The organism is Shewanella saliphila, assembly GCF_014648295.1.
Taxonomy (GTDB): Bacteria; Pseudomonadota; Gammaproteobacteria; order Enterobacterales; family Shewanellaceae; genus Shewanella; species Shewanella saliphila.
This window is the reverse complement of sequence record NZ_BMQV01000011.1, coordinates 69124-90301: the sequence shown is the minus strand read 5'-3', so window position 1 is coordinate 90301 and position 21178 is coordinate 69124. Positions and strand designations below refer to the sequence as shown.

Annotated in this window: 23 protein-coding genes; 9 read left to right on the top strand and 14 right to left on the bottom strand. The window is 43.5% G+C overall.

Translation table 11 applies throughout. From position 1 onward, the window contains the following. Nucleotides 1-64: 64 nt before the first annotated feature. Nucleotides 65-793 carry a uroporphyrinogen-III synthase gene (locus IEY48_RS07765; protein WP_188918964.1) on the bottom strand — a complete coding sequence of 243 codons (729 nt, stop codon included), beginning with the start codon at nucleotides 791-793 and terminating at the stop codon, nucleotides 65-67. A 25-nt stretch (nucleotides 794-818) separates the two neighbouring features. Next, entirely contained in the window at nucleotides 819-1748 is a 930-nt protein-coding gene (hemC, locus tag IEY48_RS07760; RefSeq protein WP_188918963.1) for a hydroxymethylbilane synthase, read from the bottom strand. A 291-nt stretch (nucleotides 1749-2039) separates the two neighbouring features. Between hemC and IEY48_RS07755 the strand changes: the two genes are divergently transcribed. Further along, nucleotides 2040-4511, top strand: a complete 2472-nt coding sequence (locus IEY48_RS07755) for a class I adenylate cyclase (RefSeq protein ID WP_188918962.1) — start codon at nucleotides 2040-2042, stop codon at nucleotides 4509-4511. Between the two features lie 27 nt (nucleotides 4512-4538). Here IEY48_RS07755 and cyaY read toward each other — a convergent pair whose 3' ends face one another. Next, the gene (gene cyaY / locus IEY48_RS07750) at nucleotides 4539-4874 is read right to left on the bottom strand and encodes an iron donor protein CyaY (RefSeq protein WP_188918961.1); all 336 of its coding nucleotides are present in this window, start codon (nucleotides 4872-4874) and stop codon (nucleotides 4539-4541) included. Between the two features lie 79 nt (nucleotides 4875-4953). On the opposite strand from cyaY, the gene lptM reads away from it, so the two are divergent. The 6 genes from lptM to IEY48_RS07720 all read left to right on the top strand — a co-directional run bounded on the left by lptM (nucleotide 4954) and on the right by IEY48_RS07720 (nucleotide 9674). Beyond that, nucleotides 4954-5136, top strand: a complete 183-nt coding sequence (gene lptM, locus IEY48_RS07745; protein ID WP_373293713.1) for an LPS translocon maturation chaperone LptM — start codon at nucleotides 4954-4956, stop codon at nucleotides 5134-5136. A 20-nt stretch (nucleotides 5137-5156) separates the two neighbouring features. Beyond that, nucleotides 5157-6401, top strand: coding sequence for a diaminopimelate decarboxylase (gene lysA, locus IEY48_RS07740; protein ID WP_188918959.1), 1245 nt, complete (start codon nucleotides 5157-5159; stop codon nucleotides 6399-6401). 41 nt (nucleotides 6402-6442) lie between these two features. Continuing rightward, nucleotides 6443-7270 carry a diaminopimelate epimerase gene (gene dapF / locus IEY48_RS07735; RefSeq protein ID WP_188918958.1) on the top strand — a complete coding sequence of 276 codons (828 nt, stop codon included), beginning with the start codon at nucleotides 6443-6445 and terminating at the stop codon, nucleotides 7268-7270. A 131-nt stretch (nucleotides 7271-7401) separates the two neighbouring features. After that, a complete protein-coding gene (locus IEY48_RS07730; RefSeq protein ID WP_373293714.1) occupies nucleotides 7402-8019 on the top strand; it encodes a DUF484 family protein in 618 nt (205 codons plus the stop codon). Between the two features lie 15 nt (nucleotides 8020-8034). Continuing rightward, the gene (gene xerC, locus IEY48_RS07725; RefSeq protein WP_188918956.1) at nucleotides 8035-8934 is read left to right on the top strand and encodes a tyrosine recombinase XerC; all 900 of its coding nucleotides are present in this window, start codon (nucleotides 8035-8037) and stop codon (nucleotides 8932-8934) included. After that, nucleotides 8934-9674, top strand: a complete 741-nt coding sequence (locus IEY48_RS07720) for an HAD-IA family hydrolase (protein ID WP_188918955.1) — start codon at nucleotides 8934-8936, stop codon at nucleotides 9672-9674. The genes xerC and IEY48_RS07720 overlap by 1 nt, the downstream gene beginning before the upstream one ends. A 60-nt stretch (nucleotides 9675-9734) precedes the next feature. Here IEY48_RS07720 and IEY48_RS07715 read toward each other — a convergent pair whose 3' ends face one another. The 6 genes from IEY48_RS07715 to IEY48_RS07690 all read right to left on the bottom strand — a co-directional run bounded on the left by IEY48_RS07715 (nucleotide 9735) and on the right by IEY48_RS07690 (nucleotide 13900). Continuing rightward, nucleotides 9735-10259, bottom strand: coding sequence for an AlbA family DNA-binding domain-containing protein (locus IEY48_RS07715; protein ID WP_188918954.1), 525 nt, complete (start codon nucleotides 10257-10259; stop codon nucleotides 9735-9737). 201 nt (nucleotides 10260-10460) lie between these two features. Continuing rightward, nucleotides 10461-10982 carry a hemerythrin domain-containing protein gene (locus IEY48_RS07710; protein ID WP_188918953.1) on the bottom strand — a complete coding sequence of 174 codons (522 nt, stop codon included), beginning with the start codon at nucleotides 10980-10982 and terminating at the stop codon, nucleotides 10461-10463. Nucleotides 10983-11097: 115 nt separating this feature from the next. Beyond that, complete coding sequence (locus IEY48_RS07705) at nucleotides 11098-12264, bottom strand: Kelch repeat-containing protein (protein WP_229786357.1); 1167 nt, start codon at nucleotides 12262-12264, stop codon at nucleotides 11098-11100. A 54-nt stretch (nucleotides 12265-12318) separates the two neighbouring features. Beyond that, nucleotides 12319-12657, bottom strand: a complete 339-nt coding sequence (locus IEY48_RS07700; RefSeq protein WP_188918951.1) for a hypothetical protein — start codon at nucleotides 12655-12657, stop codon at nucleotides 12319-12321. 2 nt (nucleotides 12658-12659) lie between these two features. Further along, entirely contained in the window at nucleotides 12660-13415 is a 756-nt protein-coding gene (locus IEY48_RS07695) for an anti-sigma factor family protein (protein WP_188918949.1), read from the bottom strand. Next, nucleotides 13412-13900, bottom strand: a complete 489-nt coding sequence (locus IEY48_RS07690) for an RNA polymerase sigma factor (protein WP_188918947.1) — start codon at nucleotides 13898-13900, stop codon at nucleotides 13412-13414. The genes IEY48_RS07695 and IEY48_RS07690 overlap by 4 nt, the downstream gene beginning before the upstream one ends. Nucleotides 13901-14042: 142 nt before the next feature. Here IEY48_RS07690 and IEY48_RS07685 point away from each other — a divergent pair, with 142 nt between their 5' ends. Continuing rightward, complete coding sequence (locus tag IEY48_RS07685) at nucleotides 14043-15437, top strand: S8 family serine peptidase (RefSeq protein WP_188918945.1); 1395 nt, start codon at nucleotides 14043-14045, stop codon at nucleotides 15435-15437. Here IEY48_RS07685 and IEY48_RS07680 read toward each other — a convergent pair. The 5 genes from IEY48_RS07680 to prmA form a co-directional block, all read right to left on the bottom strand. Next, on the bottom strand, nucleotides 15420-16352 hold the full coding sequence (locus IEY48_RS07680) for a surface lipoprotein assembly modifier (protein ID WP_229786356.1): 933 nt from the start codon (nucleotides 16350-16352) through the stop codon (nucleotides 15420-15422). The two genes, IEY48_RS07685 and IEY48_RS07680, sit on opposite strands and share 18 nt — an antisense overlap. 74 nt (nucleotides 16353-16426) lie before the next feature. Next, entirely contained in the window at nucleotides 16427-17404 is a 978-nt protein-coding gene (locus IEY48_RS07675; RefSeq protein ID WP_188918943.1) for a hypothetical protein, read from the bottom strand. A 234-nt stretch (nucleotides 17405-17638) separates the two neighbouring features. Next, nucleotides 17639-17944, bottom strand: coding sequence for a DNA-binding transcriptional regulator Fis (gene fis, locus IEY48_RS07670; RefSeq protein ID WP_011635942.1), 306 nt, complete (start codon nucleotides 17942-17944; stop codon nucleotides 17639-17641). 23 nt (nucleotides 17945-17967) lie between these two features. Next, a complete protein-coding gene (gene dusB / locus IEY48_RS07665; RefSeq protein ID WP_188918974.1) occupies nucleotides 17968-18930 on the bottom strand; it encodes a tRNA dihydrouridine synthase DusB in 963 nt (320 codons plus the stop codon). 354 nt (nucleotides 18931-19284) lie between these two features. Next, a complete protein-coding gene (gene prmA, locus IEY48_RS07660; RefSeq protein ID WP_188918942.1) occupies nucleotides 19285-20166 on the bottom strand; it encodes a 50S ribosomal protein L11 methyltransferase in 882 nt (293 codons plus the stop codon). Nucleotides 20167-20428: 262 nt separating this feature from the next. Between prmA and IEY48_RS07655 the strand changes: the two genes are divergently transcribed. Further along, a complete protein-coding gene (locus tag IEY48_RS07655) occupies nucleotides 20429-21172 on the top strand; it encodes a fumarate reductase cytochrome b subunit (protein WP_188918940.1) in 744 nt (247 codons plus the stop codon). Nucleotides 21173-21178: the final 6 nt, after the last annotated feature.

Here is a 21178-nt window from a genome sequence, read left to right as displayed (position 1 = left end):
GAAAGCAAAAATACAACCAATAAAAGCTATGTTATTTAATGCGCGTCAACGCTAATTAACAACATTATAACAAATTAATACCCAGACTTGTTAATGTTGCTTGAGTATTTGCCCCATTTGCATTGGTAATATGGTTCAAACCCAAAGCGTTAGCTTGTATTTCGACGCGGCTACTTGGGACTATGATATGACATGAACGTAGCCATGCAAATAATTCTTTTGGCACAAGGGCAACTAAATTGGATAATATTTCGCCGCTAGTGATCACAATGGTGTCAATTCCGAAAGATTGCCATTGGCGACAAATGTCGTGTCCATCAAGTTTAGGGAGTGTGCGTTGATATACCTGCCAGTAGCTTACTTTGGCGCCACGCTGGGTTAATTGCTCTGCTAAGGTTTCACGACCGCCTACACCACGTACAATAATAAAGCTTTGATTTTTCACGTGTTGTAATTCGGCCAAAGATAACAGACCTTCACTGTCTTGACTGTTGTCTGGCGAGGTTAGTGCATTAATATTGTGCAGCGCTAAACTGTCGGCTGTCGCTTGCCCTACAGCAAAGTAACGGCAGTGAGTCGGGAACGGATGTGCTAATTTTTTAGCCGCAAAATCAACTGCATTGGTACTGATAAATAATAAATTGTCAGTACAACTGAGGCAAGAGTCGGAGAGTTGTTCAGTGGTTTCTACAACGGCTAGAAGGGGGGTAACAAAATAAGCAACGTCACGTTGTGACAGTTGCTCTTCCATTGCTTGATTACGCCCTTGCGGGCGCGTTAACAAGACTTTCATGGTCTATTATCTTGATGATAAAAGATTAGCTAGCATATACGGCATCTAAAATTGTTTTAGCGCCGCGGCTTAATAGGTCATCTGCCAATGCTTGTCCTAAACTCACCGCATCAGTTTTTGCACCCGATACAGTGCCATTAATCACTTCGCTGCCGTCAGGGTTACCCACTAAACCACGTAGCGTTAATTCGTCACCGTTAATTTCAGCAAAAGCACCAATAGGAACCTGACAACCGCCTTCTAGGCGAGTGTTCATTGCACGCTCAGCTAACACTCTGTAACGTGTTTCTAGGTGCTCTAATGGTGCAAGTAATGCCTTTACTCGTTCATCATCTGTACGGCATTCAATACCAACAGCACCTTGACCGTTAGCGGGTAAAGATTCTTCAGCAGAGATAAAGCTTGCGATACGTTCATTAAGTTTTAAACGAATAAGACCTGCAGCAGCAAGAATAATGGCATCATAGTCACCGCTGTCTAGCTTGGCTAAACGCGTACCCACATTGCCACGTAAGTCTTTAATGACTAAATCAGGGCGTGCAGCACGAATTTGGCATTGACGACGTAAGCTAGAAGTACCCACAACAGCACCTTGAGGAAGCTCACTAATGGTTTTGTAAGTATTAGAAACAAATGCGTCACGAGGGTCTTCGCGTTCACAAATCACTTCTAAGCCTAAACCTTCAGGAAAATCGACCGGCACATCTTTCATTGAGTGCACAGCAATATCAGCACGGTTTTCAAGCATAGCGACTTCAAGTTCTTTAACAAACAAGCCTTTACCACCGACTTTTGCTAAAGGCGTATCTAAAATTACATCGCCTTTAGTGCTCATCGGCAAAAGCTCGACGCGTAAACCAGGATGAATACGTTCAAGTTCTGCTTGAACAAATTCTGCTTGCCACATAGCCAGTGGACTTTTGCGTGTTGCAATACGAATTACATTTTCAGACATGTTAATAGATCCAATCAGATAGCCTTATTTAGCTAATGCTATCATTGCCAAAGCCTTGATGTAATATATGGATGCTAATTGTTTGAAGTCGGTAGCGGTTATTTAACTCAAATTCGCTCAAATGTTTGATTTAAAGTACTAGCGAAATGAATAATTAATGCTACGATGATCACATAATTGGTAAGTTTGTGATGTTCAATTGACTTCTGATAGTGATAAATTCAAATTCTAAAAATAAAACGTGTATCTAGGTTTTTGTATATATCGCATGAAGAAATAAGGAAATAGGCTTTGACGACCCTCTCTACAGGTTATCAACAAGGATTAGCGCACCAACTCAATAGTATTCGCTTGGCTCGAGTGTTGACTGTGCTGCCCCGCACCCAACAGCACTTATTTAACATTATTCCTTTATTACTCAGTTGCCATCATCAGGATTTACCTGGCGTAATCAACTCAAAAACACCTTGCGGTATTGAAGGGTTTTCTCTCTCAGATAAAATCAAAAATGCTTGTGCTGAGTTATCACTGGCCATTCCTCAAGATGGTGCGTTACAACATATCGATACTGATATTGCTTTTGACGGTGTCTATGCCATGGGCAGCACTGCCAGTTTTGGCCAACATTTCAAAAGCGATGTTGATGTATGGGTCGTGTATAAACCTCACTTAACTCAAAGCGAACTCAATTTAATTAGCCACAAAAATGCATTGTTAACCCAATGGTTTGCTGGGTTTGATTTTGAAGTTAATTTTTATCTTGTTCACCCGCAACAATTTATACAATCCAACGCATTTGATAGTAATCAATCTCTCGGGTTAGAACATAGTGGCACTAGTCAGCATTGGTTATTACTTGAAGAGTTTTACCGCTCACACATTTGTTTAGCCGGCAAAACGGTTGCATGGTGGCCCAATCCCCATTGTGATGGCAACACACGTGACCCACAGTTATTGTATTTAGGTGATATTGAGTCACTACCCGCAGCAGAATATTTTGGTGCATCATTATGGCAACTCTATAAAGGCTTAAATAAGCCTCATAAAGCATTGTTAAAAGTGTTGCTACTTGAGACTTATGCATCTGAATATCCGCAGACAACATTGATTACCCAACAAATTTGGCAACTGTGTGAACAAAACAATTTTAACAGCGATAATGACGCATATTTATTGTTATACCAGAGGATTGAGGCTTACTTACTGGCGCAAGGTGATACAAGTCGTTTAGAAATTGTTAGACGTTGCTTTTATTTGAAATCGGGCGTGATGTTGTCGCAAGCGCCTGGTAAAAGTGGCACCGATTGGCGTTTAGTCAAAATAGCCGGCCTCGTTAAAGCGTGGCGTTGGAGCCCAGAGTTAATTGCGACACTAGATAACAGCCCTCACTGGCATGCCGGACAGTTAAAATGGTTTAACCAACAACTGAGTGAGTTATTGCTTGTCAGTTATAAAAACTTACTCCAATTTGCTTCCAAACAGGCGTTAAGTGATAGAATGCGAGTTGAAGAACTCGGCTTGTTAGCAAGAAAACTGCATAGCTACTTTAGCGATGATGACCATATATTACAGCCTCTTAATCGACTGTGGAGCATTAGCACCACCGAGAAAGCGCTCACAGTGCGTTATTGTGAGTCAACGGCTCGATTTTACCTTTATCGTCAGCCCCAATCTGAAATTGCAGCATCTGTTACCCCAAGCGATCTATTAAAAGAGGTTGATGACGGTCTTATTATCCATCAAGCAGACAATGTATGCAGTTTAGTTGCTTGGTCGGTAATGAATGGAATCGCTACCGCTGATACCACTTGGTCACAAATTGGCAGAGGCCATCGCCGGGCAAGTAAGTTGGCTTATTTATCGCGTAAATTAATGCCGGTGTTACACAATGTGCCGATGGTGTCTAAGCGACATTTGTGTGAACCCTGGTATTACCAAAAAGTCGTGTTAGTGGTGAATGTTGATTACGACCCAACCGGGCAGTGGCAAGGTCAGGAGTTGATGTTTGATTATATTGACTTAAATATTTTGTCGTTTGGCCGCGATAAAACCAATATGTTGTCGTCAGTCGCGGTCGTGTGCTTAAACAGCTGGGGTGAGTGGCAAAGCCACCGTTTTGATGGGGATACGGCATTATTAGAAGCCATTTCGTTTGTGATTTTAGGGCTTAAACGCTCAGATGATAAAGTCGACTTATCGATTATCAGTTGTTCTGCAAAATTAAAACAGCCAATATTCAACCAGCTTAAATCATTATTATTGCGTTGTTATGGTTTAATGAAAAAGGTAAGTCAAACCAATACATTAATGCATCAAGTTACCATTGGCGAGCATCGATATGGTATGTACTTTAACTCCCTAGGGATGATGTATCGTAAAATTGATACCGCGGTGAAAAGAGATTTAGTTGAAAACCTGGTGTTAGCCAGACCAGAACTGGTAGATGATCCTTATGCGAGTGTCCCATCGATTATTCAGCAGTTTGTTGCGCTGGGAGCCAAGCAATATTTTCTGCGTGAGCGCACGAATACCTTAGATGTATTTATCGTTGATGAACATAACCGCTTAACTCAACTAGAGTATCAGCAGACCACTATGAAAAGTTTTGTTGAAAAAGAAAGTCATTCATACGTATTCGATGGCCAAAAACAGCGTTTGTCGGTGTTTAATATGCCGCAATTTTTCCAGCTGTTGCGCGTTGAAGGTGAGCTAACTGTTATCCCGTTTGGGTTGTCAAATGATGAAATGGGGTCGGCTTTTTAACCGCCCCATTTAGGTAAGATGCGTGCGTTAAGCCTTAATGTCTAACACTATACCGCTTTGCTTTTTGATTGAATCAATTACAAAAGGCATAAATTCTAGGCTGTTACGTGTATCAAGCCATTTACCGTCGTTATAGTTAAAATGAAAACCACCAAACTTAGTCGCGATCCAAATTTCATGAAGCGGTTCTTGTTTGTTAATCACAATTTGCGAGCCATCTTCAAATGACAATTGCAACACGTTACCGCTTGCATCAATATCAACATCAGCATCTTGGTCGTCAATTGCTCGTTCAACCGCGTTGTCAATCTCGCCAAACATTTCATCTGCTAACCGGTGAAACTCAGTATCTGTCATAGCCATGCATTTCTATCCTTTGCTTTCTGCGTTATGAATGCGATTATAAGACCATTATTCATTAGATGCACAGATGTTGAGAAAAATGAGACTGCTTTTATTTATTATGCTTGCTAGCCTATTCGTAACCGCATGTGGTCAAAAAGGGGATTTATACAAATCTCCCGAGCCAGTGGACAATAAAGTTGCCCCGCAACCTGTCAGTGCCAATGTGGCTGATAAAACGCTAGCAACCGACGAACAAACCTCAATTTCACAACAAGAATAGCTTTTTTAAGGAACCGCATTTTGGATTACTTTTCTTATCAAGACGATGCTTTGTTCGCAGAAGACTGCGATGTAGCACAGCTGGCAAAAGTGCATGGCACGCCTCTATATATTTATTCGCGGGCAACCTTAGAGCGTCATTGGCATGCATTTAATAATGCAGTGGCCGAGCATCCTCATCTTATTTGTTACGCAGTAAAGGCTAATTCAAATTTAGCGGTACTCAATGTGCTTGCGCGTTTAGGCAGTGGCTTTGATATTGTCTCTGGTGGTGAGTTGTCTCGTGTACTTAAAGCGGGTGGCGACCCGCAAAAAGTGGTGTTTTCTGGCGTAGGAAAAACCATCGCCGAAATGGAACAAGCACTGCAAGTTGGCATTTATTGCTTTAACGTTGAGTCCAGCGCAGAACTTGAACAGCTTAATGACGTTGCAGGTCGCTTAGGTAAAGTGGCTCCGGTGTCATTGCGAATTAACCCAGATGTTGATGCGGGCACCCATCCTTATATTTCTACCGGGCTTAAAGAAAATAAATTTGGCATCGCGATGGATGAAGCCGATACAGTTTTTGCCCGCGCAGCAGCGCTTCCGCATTTGCATGTTAAAGGGGTAGATTGCCATATTGGATCACAGTTAACTGAGCTTAAGCCATTTTTAGACGCCATGGATCGTATGCTGGCGTTAATTGACCGCTTAGCGAGCCAAGGTATTGTGATTGAGCACTTTGACGTAGGTGGCGGCTTAGGGGTGACTTATAATGGGGAAACTCCGCCACATCCAGATGCTTATGCAGCCGCATTGCTTGAACGTTTAGGTGGTCGGCCACTTAAATTAATTTTTGAACCTGGGCGCGCTATTGCAGCTAATGCAGGTATTTTTGTTACCCAAGTGCTGTCTTTAAAAGAAAACAGCGACAAACGTTTTGCGATTGTAGACGGCGCAATGAACGATCTTATTCGCCCATCGCTATACAGTGCTTGGCAAAATATTATTCCAGTTCAACAAACTGATGCCGCTACGTATGCTTATGATATTGTAGGTCCAGTATGCGAAACGGGTGACTTTTTAGGTAAAGACAGGCAGTTAGCGGTAAAAGCTGGCGATTTGTTAGCCGTCCGCTCGAGCGGGGCTTATGGATTCGTGATGTCATCAAACTATAATTCACGTCCGCGAGTGGCTGAAGTGATGGTTGATGGCGATAAAGATGTCGTGGTGCGTCAACGCGAAACCATAGAGCAGCTTTGGCAGGGCGAGCACCTGCTACCGTAAATCAAATAATCGTCGGTATAACGTTTTATAAGGAAACTTTAGTGATCCATTTCACCAAGATGCATGGGCTAGGCAATGATTTTATGGTTGTCGATGGCGTAACACAAAATGTGTTTTTTTCGCCTGAGCAAATTCGACGCCTTGCCAATCGAAATTTTGGAATTGGGTTTGATCAATTATTATTGGTTGAGCCGCCTTATGATCCAGATTTAGATTTTCATTATCGTATCTTTAATGCCGACGGTAGCGAAGTTGAACAGTGTGGCAATGGTGCACGCTGTTTTGCGCGTTTTGTTAGAAACAAAGGCCTGACACAAAAGAATAAAATTAATGTGAGTACCAGCTCAGGTAAAATTACCTTGCGTATTGAGCGTGATGGCAATGTGACCGTTAATATGGGTGTACCAGTTATCGAACCGAGCCAAATTCCGTTTAAAGCCAAAAAAAGCGAAAAAACCTATTTATTACAAACGCCAATGCAAACCTATTTGTGTGGGGCGATTTCAATGGGTAATCCACATTGCGTGCTTCAGGTTGACGATGTTCAAGAGGTCAATGTAGACGAAATTGGTAGCAAATTAACCCGCCATGAACGCTTTCCAAAAGGTGTGAATGTTGGCTTTATGCAAATTGTTACTCCGGGGCACATTAAATTGCGAGTATACGAGCGCGGTGCAGCCGAAACCTTAGCGTGTGGTACGGGGGCATGTGCCGCCGCCGCTGTGGGGCAGTTACAAGACAAATTAGCAAAGCAGGTTAGAGTCGACTTACCTGGTGGCAGCTTAGTCATTAATTGGGAAGGCGAGGGCAAGCCACTGTGGATGACCGGCCCAGCTGAACATGTATACGATGGACAAATACAATTATGAGTGACATTACTTCTGACATTGCCTCTGATATTACCGACATGGCAGATGACAACCAGCATACTGTGAGCAGTTCACAGGCAAAAGATATCAATGCCATTGGCCATGATTTAGGGGCTGAAATGCTCACGAATATGCGGCAACGTCCTTTTGATGAAGCCCTTATTCGCGAGTACTTGCTAGATAATCCAGACTTTTTTAATCGTTACCCTGAGCTGTTAGTGGCTATGCGTGTCCCACATGCAGAGCGTGGCGCTGTGTCGTTAGTGGAACGCCGGCAAGAGTTGCTACGTCAACGAGTCAGTGAACTAGAAGAAGAAATAACTTCACTGATGAAAATTGCCACTCATAATGAAAGAATATTCAATTTTAATAATGAGTTATCTTTTAAGTTACTTGCCAGTAACGACTTAGGTGAACTGCGGCAAGCTTTGTCTGAAGGTTTAAAAGGTGAGTTTGGTTTCAGCCATGTTAGATTAATAACCGTGCATGACATTGACAGCGAATTAGCCAATATTTGGCGGCATCGTTTGCAAGGTGGCTATTATTTTGGTCGCTTAACCCAATCAGAGTCGTCTCGATTATTTGGTGGTGAAATTGGCTCTGTGGCATTAACTAAATTGTCAGACGACAATGGCCAAGTTATTTTTGCTATTGCCAGTAAAGATCCCGCTCACTTTCACCCCGATATGGACTCATTATTGTTTAGCCAATTACGCGATTTATTAGACCATATACTGCCGCAATTATAATTGAGAGCCTGCCCAATGAAGCAAATAGACTGGCTAGAGACCTATCGCCAATATCTGACTTCAGAGCGGCAGTTATCAACCTATACTGTGCGTAATTACTTGTTCGAATTACGCAGAGTCGATAGCCAATTAGGTGACCACGTAGCACTTGTCGTTGTGACTCGCGAGCAACTGCAGTCAGTTATTGCTGGGCTGCACCGCAAAGGGCTAAGCCCGCGGTCTTTGTCTTTATGTTTGTCATCAATTAAGCAATTTTTTGATTTTTTACTGCGCGAAGGTGTAGTGAAAGTAAATCCTGCTCAAACACTTAGCGCCCCGAAACAAAACAAACCTTTACCCAAAAATATGGATGTTGATTCTGTCAGCCATTTATTGTCTATTGAGGGCGACGATCCTCTTTGTCTGCGCGATAAAGCCATGATGGAATTGTTTTACTCCAGCGGTTTACGTTTGGCTGAATTAGCAAACTTAGATTGTACAGACATTCAGTTTGATCAAGCCGAAGTGAAAGTGATGGGTAAAGGCAGTAAACAACGCATTGTGCCGATTGGTAAAATGGCGCTAGCGGCAATTCAACACTGGCTCAGTTGTCGTGAGCAATTGCCGCATGCTGAGGCTGGAGACGCGCTGTTTATTAGCACTCAAGGTAAACGTTTGTCACATCGGAGCATTCAGGCGCGGATGAACAAATGGGGTCAAGAGCAGGCTATGTCAGTAAAAGTTCATCCGCATAAGTTGCGCCATTCGTTTGCAACCCATATGCTTGAATCAAGCCAAGATTTACGCGCAGTGCAAGAATTACTCGGACACGCTAATTTATCGACGACACAAATTTATACCAGTTTAGACTTTCAACACCTCGCAAAAGTGTACGACGGCGCGCATCCAAGAGCGAAAAAAGACAGGGGAAAATAATGACATATCAGCAACCAGCCGCTTCAATTACCCAGTATCAACGCTTGCAACCTTTTAAAGCCATTAGTTTCGATTTAGATGACACGCTGTACAACAATTTACCTTACGTGACCCACGCAAGTGAGCAGTTATTTGCGTTAATGAACACTCACTTCCCTGCCACTTCAACGTGGAGCTCTGCCCAGTGGCAACAGCTTAAACATCATTTGTTTACGTTGCGTCCTGAGCTGGCTAACGATACTACAGCTGCGCGATATGCCATGCTTCATCAAGGCTTATTGCAGTTTGGTTATTCAGAAATACAAGCTAGCCAGGGTGCGCAAATGGGCATGGACTGTTTTCATCACCATCGCAGTGACTTTACCATCGCGCCTGAGGTATTGGCGGTGTTGTGCAAGCTTGGTCAACGCTATCCTCTCGTTGGGATTACCAATGGCAATGTCGACGCCAAACGCATTGGCTTAAGTGATGTGATGCAATTTGTATTGCACCCAGGCCATGGCGTAAAAATGAAACCGCATAGTGATATGTTTACCTTGGCATGTCGACAACTTGCCATTGAACCATCACAATTACTGCATATTGGCGATCATCCCTCATCGGATATTGCAGGGGCTAAAATGGCAGGGTGTCAAAGTATGTGGTTAAATCCATGCATGCAACAGCGTCATAAAAAAGCCCAAACTGTATTACCACATGTTGAAATAAACCAGTTAGATTTGCTGCTTGAGTTTTTATAACGATTGCTGAATAACGACGGCATAAGGTCAATAGGTCGTGTAGATTGAACTATTGTATGGTTAGGGCTTAAGCCCTTTTGCCGTAGGGCGGTTTAGCTCAATGCCTGCTTTTAGGCTCATTTGCTCCACTTGTTCACGACTGGCGTGCATGTCCGCATCACCAACTCGAAAATATGTCCCGCTGTATGGGTCGGTGCCGACATAGATAGGCCTGAGTTTTACCTCAACACTGGGAACGTGAATACGGATCAGTTTTTTCGCCATGATTTCGATAATTTGTACATCTGTTGGCGCTAAAATATTGTGACTGATTTTTTTAGGATCATTTAAAATGGCCCAGATTTCACTGAGCATTGGCATGGGATTAACAATCCCCTCGATAGTAAATTCCCCCTGATGCTCTTTCACCCCTAAAATGATTTCGCCACCTAACGTATTGGCAAAGGCACTGTAGCTTTCCCACATACCTTCAGGCAGTTTGCCGTTGCCATCACGGCCGCCGGCTAACTTAAATTCTACTTGAGCAGATTCTTGTAAGTTAGCAATGTCATCTAACGCAAATGTAGGGTAATGATGTGGCGACATAGTGACTCCATGTAATTTGCAAACAGATAATGTCACTTTGGGCCTGTTGATCTTTCAAGGTTGTTTTTAACTCGAACAACATTTAACCAGAAAAGATTCAGCAGACCCTTAGAACTATAGCTAAAAAATGGAAGAAATTCCTGGCTGTTGAGGGCTATCAATAAACCGTTAGGCAGCGATAAAAATTATCGCGCTAATTGATTACAATGATTGTAAGTCTAACGTTTTTGAAAACAATAGTGTGTCTTCAACATCGATATGTGCTTGTAAATCGGTGTCAAATTCTGCCAGAGTGCGATAGCACGTTTTCCAGGTGCTGCAAGCGCCTTCTGGAGGAGTGTAATTATTGGTGATTTGCCTAATAGTTTGCAGAATATGCTCGGCATTATCATGTTCATGCTGCATCATTTTTATTGGGTTCCCAACATGACCAAAACAGCAGGTTGATGGTTGGCCTAAACTTAACGATCTAATTGCAGGAAATAAAATCCGCTCTTCTTTCATCAAATGAGGCATGAGTTCGGCAATTAATTGGTTTACGGCGTGTGCAAGGGGTTTTATTTCACTGTGGTCATTGCCATGGGCGTGGACCATTTTTTCGGTGTATTCGACGAGCAATGGGGCGGTATCACGAATGTATTGATGGTGAGTGGCTTCAATGTGGTCAATTAAATCGATCAAAGACAACTGTTGCAATGCGGGTAACGCGTATTCAGCTAACATGGCTTTTCCGAAGATACACTAAGTGACATGCATTTTATTCGCACCTTAAATTCGACTCAAATGATTACCCTAAAGTTGTTAGCAAACTCACATTATTAGCTTAATTGATACCTTATCACCTGCAGGTTTCATCGTTGTTGAGAGGTTCACTTAATATCTCATCGCTCACCTGTTGCTGCGACAACATGCCGCCAACCCGCAATAAAGTCTGTTGCCAGCATAGCAAGCCTCGATGATCCATACTCGGTTGCGATAAAGCCTGTGGCGTAAGCCATTGCTTACTCGCTAAGTCGAAGCGGTATTGATAGTTACCGGGCTCACTTGGTTGACCGTTATAGCCAATACCTGAATAGTTATAGGGATTATCACTGCCACCTATAAAGACGATTTGGCCACCTTTTAGCGTCATAATACCTGTAGCAGCCATACGATAATGCGCTGTTGGCTGGCTTGCGGATTGCCCCAAGGGTAGATTTGCAATTGAGTAATGCGGCAATAATTGCCAATCAATGCGTAAGTGGTTACTAGAGTTAATCTCGCCGAATAAACACACGGGTGATGCTTTATAGCTGCGACGTGCATTAATATTTGGCTGTACTGTGACCCCATCGCACAAGACGAGCTGATTATCGACTATGCCTACAGCCTGACCAAATACTGCTGGCGCAGGGATAGGGCTGGCTTGCGCCCAGGAGTCGGTTTGGGTGTCATACACTTGAACTAAATTAACATTGCCGTCGTTGTGCCAACCGCCAAACAGATAAATATAACGTTGCTGATAGGTGGCTGCAGTGGTGTCATCAACCGCAACAGGCATATCGGCAATACGTTGGTAATTGTTGCTATTGATGGAGTATTGATAGTTGTCTACAGTGCTTATTTCATCATGATTTTCAGCCACGGTATACCCACCAAATACATATGCATGCTCTTTTATGCCCACTGCAATAGCCGCTAAGCGACCAGAAAGCGGCGCGACATGTGGTACCGCTTTTATCGATTGCCATTGAGCCGTGGGGCGATTGATGGGTAATGCCCACGCCAAGTTATGCACATCTTGATAATCTTTGCCTTTACCTAAGCCCATAAAACTTAGTAAATACGTTTGTTCGTCGCTATGTACCATGGCGACCGCGTTATTGCTCAAGGCTTGAGGTAAAGGCGTTATTTGAGTAGCGTAGAGCGGCGCAGATAGCATCACGACTGACCATATACATACTTTACGCAAATGCTTAATAACCGGTTTAAAAGTTAGATAATGAGGTTTAGTTAAGCGTGGCATGAAGTCAGTCCTGTGTTGATATGTGACGAGTACAGTAGATTATTGAGTGTTAAATTAAGGCCTAATGCCTTTGCCCATGCGTATTTCAATTGTCTGTATATATGGCGCTTTTTTGTTATCTGGGCCATTTTTCTCGACAATAATATACCAATCAAAGCCAAGTTGCTCGGTTAGTGTAGACGCGTGAGTTTGTGCATAAACCAGTAAATCTGCTTTGTGGTTACTGGTGATGCTGAGCAGGTAGTAATTATCGGTAATTTTGCGTTCAAGGTAACGATAACCTTCTGCTTGTTTATATTGCGGTGCAGCAGTTGTGCTGCCACAACCACTGAGCACTACAAGGATGAGTAGCGAACCAAGTAAGCCGCTAAGTAATTTAACCGCAGTGTACATTTTTACTGCCCTCTGGCTAATTGATTCAGGGCTTGTTGCTCTTGTACCAGCGTTAATGGCGCATCGGCAATGAGCTGGTCTAGCGCGTCATCTAAGGCTGAGTCACCGCTTGCGGTTTGATATTGGGCCTGATGATCAGGATTGACGGTATATTCCACACTGGCGACTTGTTGCCATTGCCCTTGTTGCTCACAGGCTATGGTACTGCTTTGCTGTGAATTATCTTGCCTCGCATATTGGCGGCACAATTGGCCTTGAGGATTGTAAAAGCTGAGCTGGATTGTCATTACGCTGTCGTCATCGAGCATGGTTTCAATACCACTTGGCAGGTGGTTAAGTGGCTCGTTAATGTCGTCAGGTAATAATGAATTATTTTGAGCGGCAAGGTCAGTTTGGCTTGGTGAGTCGATTTGATAGATGCCATACCCTGCGATAAGCGCTATTACGGCAACGGCAGCTGCATATTGTTGAACGTGTTGTTGTGCTTTACGCCACCAGGGAAACGCAACAACGTTGTCGGTCACTGGATTGTCAGCCGCTGATTCAGCATCGGCTAATAATACTTGTGTGGCAGCCGGAATAGGCTGTTGGTCAATGGCCTGATAATGCTCTAGCACCATAGCATCAACCATTGCCAGTTCGGCAAGTCGCTCTGCAATATCTTCATTATCGACAAGTGCCATTCTAACCTGCTCCATTTCATGCTCAGGTAATTCGGCATCTAAAAAGGCGGATAAGGTTTCATCGCTTAGGTTCATGCCATGCTCCCGTTGGGTTGTTTAAAAAAGCTGACCATATTGGCTCTTGCTCTGGCTAGGCGGCTCATAATGGTACCGGTAGGAATGGCCAATACATCAGCCGCTTCACTGTAACTCATCCCCTGTACCGCAATTAACGATAGCACTTCACGTTGATCATCCGATAAGCTGTTCATGGCCTGATTAACTTCACTGAGTGTTATGTCGTTAATCATATCGGCTTCACCGTCGCTGTAGTTTTCAGCTTGTAGTTCGGGCTTTTGGGTTGCCTCGGTGCGTACTTTTTGTGAGCGATAATCGTCAATCCATTGATTACGGCATACTTTAAATGCCCATTTTAGCAGGGGTACATCTTCTGGTGGTGGCGACTTAAGGATGCGCAGTAGCGTATTTTGCACTAAGTCATCGGCATCAGGCATTGATCCGGTTAATGAGTAGGCAAAGCGTCTTAATGCTGGCAGCAATGTGGTTAATTCTGTCTTCATGTTTTAAGTTAGCCTTAACGTGGTACTTATAGGGATAACGAGCCAATAGATTATTTATTCCAGTCGAGAGGGAATTTTTTATTGTTGTCAGACGTTTTAATGTTACACACTATACGCCAAGCTAGGTAAATCAATGAGAGTAATGAAAAAATATACACTGACATTATTAGGCTTAGCCTTTGTGCCTTGGGTGGCTACAGCCCAGTTATTACCTATTACTCAGTTGCCTGACACCATTGTGGATCACCTTGATCGCAGCGTAAACCGTAATGCTGAGCGCCTACAAGAATTAAAACAACAACGCTTAATTGAGCAGCAATTGCAAAAAACACTCGCGATTAAAGCCCAGCTATTAGACCCGCTACTGCAATTACCTAGCGTGTTACCCATATTAGATACCCGTAAACAGCTCGTGTGGAATGAGGTTGAAGTTGAACTTGGGCAACGCGCGGTTGAACGAGAATGGCTGTTACTATTATCAGAAAATCAATGGCAGCAAGTACTCGAGGTGATGCCTGCATTAAGTCAGTACGTACAAACTAACAAAGGCTTAGATAGCTTAGATTTACAATTGATTAAATTGCGAGTTCCAGAGTCTCTAGACAGTAAACACATGTTGCGCCAACAATTGCCTGCACTGCTCGCGCCTTATTTAAGCCGTAATTTTATTTACCAGCCGCAAACTCAAACGGCTGAATCCATAACAATGCCCCCACAAGCAGCAATAAAAGTTGAGAACAACATGCCTGCTGCCATGTGCGAATTACCTATTTCGTTGGGTATGGTCGATACAGCCATTAACCCCAAACACAGCGCCTGGCCGAATATGACTGAGCGTTTTGCCTTAATTCAACAACACTTTTTACCTGCCGATATCGCCACTTCATACAGCCATGGCACAGCCGTAGCAGGTGTTTTGGCTGGTGCAAACGATGGGTTGAGCCCATTATTGCCATCACTTACCTTGTACAGTGCAGGGGCGTTTTATGCCCAAAATGAATACCAACAAGGGGCTACATTAGACAGTATTCTTCAAGCATTAAATTGGTTAGTGGCACAGCAAAGTCGGGTGATCAATATGAGTTTAACGGGGCCAGATAATCCGGTATTAACCGAGGTAGTGTCGCGCTTGGTGGCTAAAAACATTATTTTGGTTGCGGCGGCAGGTAATGGCGGCCCTGCGGCGGCGCCATTGTATCCTGCGGCATATGACGGGGTTATCGCCGTTACCGCAGTCGATGATGCTAAGCGATTATATCGCTGGGCTAATCAAGGTGAATATATTGACTTTGCGGCAGTGGGGGTAAAAGTATTAACCACTCGCGCTGATGGCTCGGTTGGACGTGAGAGTGGTACGTCAATGGCCACGCCTGTAGTGAGTGCTAAAGTGGCATGTTTGCTGGCGTCATCGCCCACATTGACTCTGGCGCAAGTTGTGCAGCAACTACAACAACAAGCGCAAGATCTAGGCGAACCAGGTAGAGACAGTCAATATGGCTATGGTTTATTAACTCGTCCTTTAAAAGCTGGCTTGTAGCATCAACCCTGCTCGGGTTTCATCGTAATCTGCTGTGCTTAAGGTGGATTGAAAATCACCGTATTCGACCGAGGTTAATACCGCCCAATGTTGGCCTAAATTAACCTCCCATTTTGCATCATATTGCTGATGCACATCATCACGACGACTACCATCATTTTGAGCTAGGTAATCACGTTGACTGAGTTTTAAACCAAACTGCAGCTTTTGTGTTAGTTGCCATAATGAAAATTGATTAGATACGCGGGCATTTAAGCCTGTCGCGGTATAGCTAAACTCAGTTGCATTGGCCTCTTCATCTTCATAGGTTGCCCCCAATGAAATAAAGCGCTGACCCTGATTAAAAAACCAAAAGGAGTCAACCGCAGCGCTATAACTTTTGGCATCACGTTGCTCAATTTGGTCAAACTGTTTATCGGCATGCACTAGGCTTGGGCGTAAAAACCAGCTATCGGATAAACTGTGCATGGTATAAACGCTAAATTGATTTAAGGTTAAAAAGTCGCTGCCAGCCAAATCGGCCTGGGCATGATACACATTAGCACCTATGGTGGTTGTGGTTAATGCATAGCTCACATCAGCAAAGGCTAACTGCAGACGTGAATCATAATCGCTGGCCGTTTGATAGCTTTTATCATTGATACTGTAGCCACTGTCTATGCGTAAGTTGTCACTCACTTGCCAACCTAGGTCGAGTTGAGCATCAAGCACGACAGCGGAGTCAGACTCGCCACTCGCTTGCTCAATTTCACTGATGTTAACGTTAGACTGATACTCCATTCCGGCTTTGGCTTTACCGCTAAATGACCATGCATCGACATTGTCGTTTGCCGATACGTTTATCCATAATAATGGGCTCGCACTGGTCAGTACGATAGCCGTTGAAAGCGCAGTGTTACGATTGAATAAGGCCATGATGTGAGATCCTAAAGTCAACAGGGAAGATAAGCCGGCAATATTGCCGGCATAAACGAGGTAGGATTAAGCGCTTATAAACCGCTGGTTAATCGAATCGTATTTTGGATTGTATTATTTACTTCAGCACTTACGGTTTGACTCACGGCTTGGGTCACTTGTTCACGTGCATTTTGTTGAACTAACTCGCTCGCACTTGCCTGTAATTGCTGTTGAACAGCAGTTAATGCACTGGCATTGCCCGTGGCAGAGGTGGCTTGTGACACTGCAGCGCTCGTTGATGCTGACACGGCGCTGCTGGTGGTCGCAAGGGTATTGGCTGTCATGCTGCTTTGAAGTTGCTCCGCACTATTGATTGCGCTGGTCGTTGCTAACTCGGTTGCACTATCTGCTGCACTGTTTAAAGCGAGTTCAGTTGAGTTTACCGCAGTTAACGCAGTATTAACTGAGCTTGCACTTAATTCAGCAGATGTATCAGCTGTTGTGGCAACAGCGGTAGAGGCCGATGTTAGCGTTTGTGTTGCTGCCATTTCAGCCGCCGCCTCAGTTTGACCGCTAAGTTCAGTCGCAAGTGTCACGCCGCCATTCGCTAAGGCGCTAAGTTGTGAACTGGCAATTTGAGACACAGAATCGACATTGGCAATTGTGGTGTCAACACTTGAGTTGATTGATGAGTTGACTGCCGTTAGCGTTTCCGTCGGCATTGATAGTGTTAATTCGCCGTTAGCTGATGTTGATGATTCAGCAGTCATTGAGTCAGCATCATTTGTTTCGCTAGATTCAGCGCTGTCAGTATCATTAGCTGCTGTTTGCTCTGCGCTCATATCAGTGCTGCTTTCATTGGCGGTATCTGAGGTTGCGATATCATTAGATGCTGCAGCTTGGTTACTATTTTGAAGGTTAACGCTAACACTCATTTGTGTTGATTGATCTTGGCTAAATTGCGCATCAGCTTGTGCAGAAGTTGAGGTTGAAACAGACATTTCAGCACTCATGGCCATTGTTGAAAAACAGGCTAGTGCGATTAAAGTAGGTTTGAATAATGTGTTCATTGTAGTTCCCTCGTTGTTGTCGTGATTGACACAGTGATAACGAGACAACGACAGATTCTATTCCAATTATTTTTTAAAAAATTGAAAATAAATTAAACCCACAACGAAAATCAATCTTAAGTTATTGTAAATTGGTTGTTTTATGTTTTTTAAAATTATGCGGATAATTAAAAACAAAACGGGCTTACCATTGCTGATAAGCCCGTTTTATTACAATCACTGAGACGCGAGGTCTTAGTTCATGCCGTATTTCTTTAATTTCTTACGTAAAGTACCACGGTTGATACCTAACATATTAGCAGCGCGCGTTTGGTTGCCACGAGTGTGTTGCATAATGATGTCTAGTAAAGGCGCTTCTACTTCGCACAATACCATTTCATATACTTCAGAAGCTTCCTGACCGTCTAACTGAGAGAAGAAGTTAGTTACGGCACGTTTAACTGCGTCACGTAATAACTGCGGCTTGATAGTGCCGTTTGCTGTTTCGATTTTGCCTACGGTAAGCTGGTGAACTTCTGTGTTAGTTGTCTGATCAAACATTCTATTCTGCTCTTTATTAAATTCTAAACTAATTCATCAAAATAACATTCCACTAAGGAATGTTGCTGGGCAGCGGTTTCAATCCGATTGAAGTCAGCACGAAATTGGCGCTGTTCCTCATGGTTTAGGTACCACCCGACATGCTTTCTAGCAAATCGGACACCTTTATACTCGCCATATAAGTTGTAAAGTTTGTTAAGGTGTTCGAGCATCACTGTGCGTTGCTCGTCAGCCTTAATTGGCGCTAACTTTTTACCTGTTTCCAGATAATGTAGGATTTCTTTAAAAATCCAGGGCCTTCCTTGTGCACCTCTTCCTATCATCAGGGCATCGGCACCGGTATAGTCAAGCACAAACTTGGCCTTTTCCGGACTGTCGATATCCCCGTTGGCGACAACAGGAATTGAGACATTTTGTTTGATGGCTTTGATGGTGTCGTATTCGGCAAAACCTTTGTACATGCATTTTCTTGTACGGCCGTGAACGGCTAACGAGACGATGCCACAATCTTCAGCTATCTTGGCTATTTCAACACCATTACGATGTTCAGGTTCCCAACCTGTGCGAATCTTTAACGTTACAGGCACATCGACGGCACTCACCACGGCTTGCAAAATATCTTTGACTAAGTCGGGGCTTTGCATCAGCGCTGAGCCAGCAAACTTTTTATTCACTTTCTTTGCCGGGCAGCCCATATTGATATCAATGATATGCGCGCCTTGTTCAACGTTGAACTTTGCGGCATTAGCCATTAACTCAGGATCTGCACCTGCAATTTGTACGGAGCGTACACCTTCTTCACCAGAATGCGTCATGCGCTGGCGGCTTTTATCGCTGTCCCAAACCTCAGGATTTGATGAAAGCATTTCTGATACAGCTAAGGCAGCGCCATAACGTAAACAGAGATTTCGAAAGGCTTGATCGGTGACACCTGCCATTGGTGCCACAATCAGCTGATTCGACAGTTGATACGGGCCAATTTGCATTGCGAACTTCACCTTGCTCTTCAAAGGGGCGCTATAGTAGCCCTTTTTGACGGTCATGAAAAGGTCAATAAATGACCTAAATGCAACTTTTTTGCTTGACTTTTATGGGCTGTCACAACTTTGACTAATAATTAGCGTTTTTTCGGGATGTACGAGTGCTGGTGCGAGCTGTAGCTCACCTTTTTTATTGACACTAAGATTTTTTAGGAAAAATGCGCTGTAAAAATAAGCAGGTTGGCAGAAAAAACAGAGAATAGTTTGTTAAAAAATGAAAAGCATACTGTAAATAAAATGTAGTGGATTGTTTTGTATGTAAAACAACCCACTTTTACTCATTAATCGGCAAGCAGGAGTTTATTTACGGATGCCATTTAAGCGGCTCCAGTCTTCTTTATGGCATGCTGGAGCCATATCAAACCATTGGCTGTAAAAGTCAGAAACCTCTTGAGCTTGCTCTTTAAGTAACCCTGATAATGCCAGTTGGCCACCGGTTTTAACTTTTTCTGCAATCAGTGGCGCTAACTCTTTGAGTGGCCCAGCCAGAATGTTGGCAACCAAGACATCAGCTTGTAGGTTTTCTGGTTGGTTTTCTGGTAAGTATAACGCTAGTTTGTCGGCGACATCGTTGCGCTCGGCATTGGCCGTTGAAGCATCAATGGCCTGGTAATCAATATCAACACCAGTGACTTTTTTGGCCCCAAGTTTAATGGCTGCAATGGCCAAAATACCTGAACCACAACCAAAGTCGATCACTTCCTGGTCTGCTAAATCTAGGCTGTCTAGCCATTCTAAACATAAGGCTGTAGTCGGGTGAGTACCGGTACCAAAAGCGAGGCCAGGATCTAAGATAACGTTAACCGCTGTTGGATCTGGAATTTCACGCCAGCTTGGGCAAATCCATAGGCGTTGACCAAATTGAATTGGGTGGAAGCTGTCCATCCATTCACGTACCCAGTCTTTGTCTTCAACTTGTTCTATTTTATGGGTAAAACCTTTGCCTAAAAATGGCATGGTTTCTAAAAACTCGATAGTCGGTGCTAAGTCGGTTTCGGCATCAAATAAGGCGATTAAGATAGTGTCTTGCCACAGTGGGGTTTCGCCTAATTTAGGCTCAAAAATCGGCTCGTCTTGGCCATCTTCATAAGTGATGGAAACTGAACCTTGATCCATTAATAAGTCACCAAGCATATCTGCATGGTCGCGATGGGTGTGAATGCGCAATTGGATCCAAGCCATGGAATATTCCTAATCGATAATAAAACAATGTAATTGGCGACTATTATACCCAAACCACCCGCATTTGTGCGTTTTCGTCGACAGTTTATCTGCCTTATTTGTAAAACCCTGTAGACGAATTGCGCTGTATTTGTGACCAGTGTCTAACTAACTGTAAATAAAAGTGAGCGTTGTCACGTATTGTTTTGCGAACAGTGCTGTAGCGTTGAAAGACTTGCTATGTTCATTATCTCTTATTGTGTCAGCACAGGATGTAATGTTTATGGCCGTAAACCCTCTACCTGCAAAAAATATTTTGAGTCGTTATACCGCTAAGGGATTTTCGCATCCTATTTGGGCGGCTCGAGCAGATAGATTGCAAAGTGCCTCGGGTGTGTTACTCGGTTTGTTCCTTATTATGCATTTGCATTTTGAGTCGAGTATTTTACTGGGTAAAGAGGCTTTTTATCAGGTAGCGCAATTTCTCGAAGGCGGTATTTTTAGTGAAACCGGACATGGTTTTCCCATTCTTACGCAAATCTTTTCTGTCGTAATGTTGTTGGTTGTACTTATTCATGCCGTGTTTGCATTAAGACGTTTTCCTACTCAAATTGGCCAGTGGCGAGCTCTGCGTCAACAGATGAAATTTTTACCTCATGAAGATACCAAAATTTGGTTCTGGCAAATGATCAGTGGATTTTTATTGTTTTTCTTGGTGCCAGTACATCTGTTTACCATGATCACTAACCCTGAAATTGGCCCACATTTATCAGCTGAGCGAGTGGTCTATCAAAATGCTTGGGTGTTGTATGTGCTGTTATTACCGGCGGTCACCATACACGCCATATTTGGTTTGTATCGGGTTTCGGTTAAATGGGGCCTGGTCACTCAACGCTTTGCATTATTAAAGTTAGCTAAAGTCATGCTGGCTTATTTAATGGTGTTGGGTGTTGCGAGTCTAGTGGCTTATATCATTATTGGTCGTTCATTGAGTTTGCCTGTGGTGCCTTTTGTGCCTGGTTTGTAATAAGGA

What these genes read in the sequence shown, in the direction of transcription:
- IEY48_RS07765 (WP_188918964.1), bottom strand. Translation starts at nt 793, where the DNA reads ATGAAAGTCTTGTTAACGCGCCCGCAAGGGCGTAATCAAGCAATGGAA.
- hemC (WP_188918963.1), bottom strand. Translation starts at nt 1,748, where the DNA reads ATGTCTGAAAATGTAATTCGTATTGCAACACGCAAAAGTCCACTGGCT.
- cyaY (WP_188918961.1), bottom strand. Translation starts at nt 4,874, where the DNA reads ATGGCTATGACAGATACTGAGTTTCACCGGTTAGCAGATGAAATGTTT.
- lptM (WP_373293713.1), top strand. Translation starts at nt 4,954, where the DNA reads ATGAGACTGCTTTTATTTATTATGCTTGCTAGCCTATTCGTAACCGCA.
- IEY48_RS07730 (WP_373293714.1), top strand. Translation starts at nt 7,402, where the DNA reads ATGCGGCAACGTCCTTTTGATGAAGCCCTTATTCGCGAGTACTTGCTA.
- xerC (WP_188918956.1), top strand. Translation starts at nt 8,035, where the DNA reads ATGAAGCAAATAGACTGGCTAGAGACCTATCGCCAATATCTGACTTCA.
- IEY48_RS07720 (WP_188918955.1), top strand. Translation starts at nt 8,934, where the DNA reads ATGACATATCAGCAACCAGCCGCTTCAATTACCCAGTATCAACGCTTG.
- IEY48_RS07715 (WP_188918954.1), bottom strand. Translation starts at nt 10,259, where the DNA reads ATGTCGCCACATCATTACCCTACATTTGCGTTAGATGACATTGCTAAC.
- IEY48_RS07710 (WP_188918953.1), bottom strand. Translation starts at nt 10,982, where the DNA reads ATGTTAGCTGAATACGCGTTACCCGCATTGCAACAGTTGTCTTTGATC.
- IEY48_RS07705 (WP_229786357.1), bottom strand. Translation starts at nt 12,264, where the DNA reads ATGCCACGCTTAACTAAACCTCATTATCTAACTTTTAAACCGGTTATT.
- IEY48_RS07700 (WP_188918951.1), bottom strand. Translation starts at nt 12,657, where the DNA reads ATGTACACTGCGGTTAAATTACTTAGCGGCTTACTTGGTTCGCTACTC.
- IEY48_RS07695 (WP_188918949.1), bottom strand. Translation starts at nt 13,415, where the DNA reads ATGAACCTAAGCGATGAAACCTTATCCGCCTTTTTAGATGCCGAATTA.
- IEY48_RS07690 (WP_188918947.1), bottom strand. Translation starts at nt 13,900, where the DNA reads ATGAAGACAGAATTAACCACATTGCTGCCAGCATTAAGACGCTTTGCC.
- IEY48_RS07685 (WP_188918945.1), top strand. Translation starts at nt 14,043, where the DNA reads ATGAAAAAATATACACTGACATTATTAGGCTTAGCCTTTGTGCCTTGG.
- IEY48_RS07680 (WP_229786356.1), bottom strand. Translation starts at nt 16,352, where the DNA reads ATGGCCTTATTCAATCGTAACACTGCGCTTTCAACGGCTATCGTACTG.
- IEY48_RS07675 (WP_188918943.1), bottom strand. Translation starts at nt 17,404, where the DNA reads ATGAACACATTATTCAAACCTACTTTAATCGCACTAGCCTGTTTTTCA.
- fis (WP_011635942.1), bottom strand. Translation starts at nt 17,944, where the DNA reads ATGTTTGATCAGACAACTAACACAGAAGTTCACCAGCTTACCGTAGGC.
- dusB (WP_188918974.1), bottom strand. Translation starts at nt 18,930, where the DNA reads ATGCAAATTGGCCCGTATCAACTGTCGAATCAGCTGATTGTGGCACCA.
- prmA (WP_188918942.1), bottom strand. Translation starts at nt 20,166, where the DNA reads ATGGCTTGGATCCAATTGCGCATTCACACCCATCGCGACCATGCAGAT.
- IEY48_RS07655 (WP_188918940.1), top strand. Translation starts at nt 20,429, where the DNA reads ATGGCCGTAAACCCTCTACCTGCAAAAAATATTTTGAGTCGTTATACC.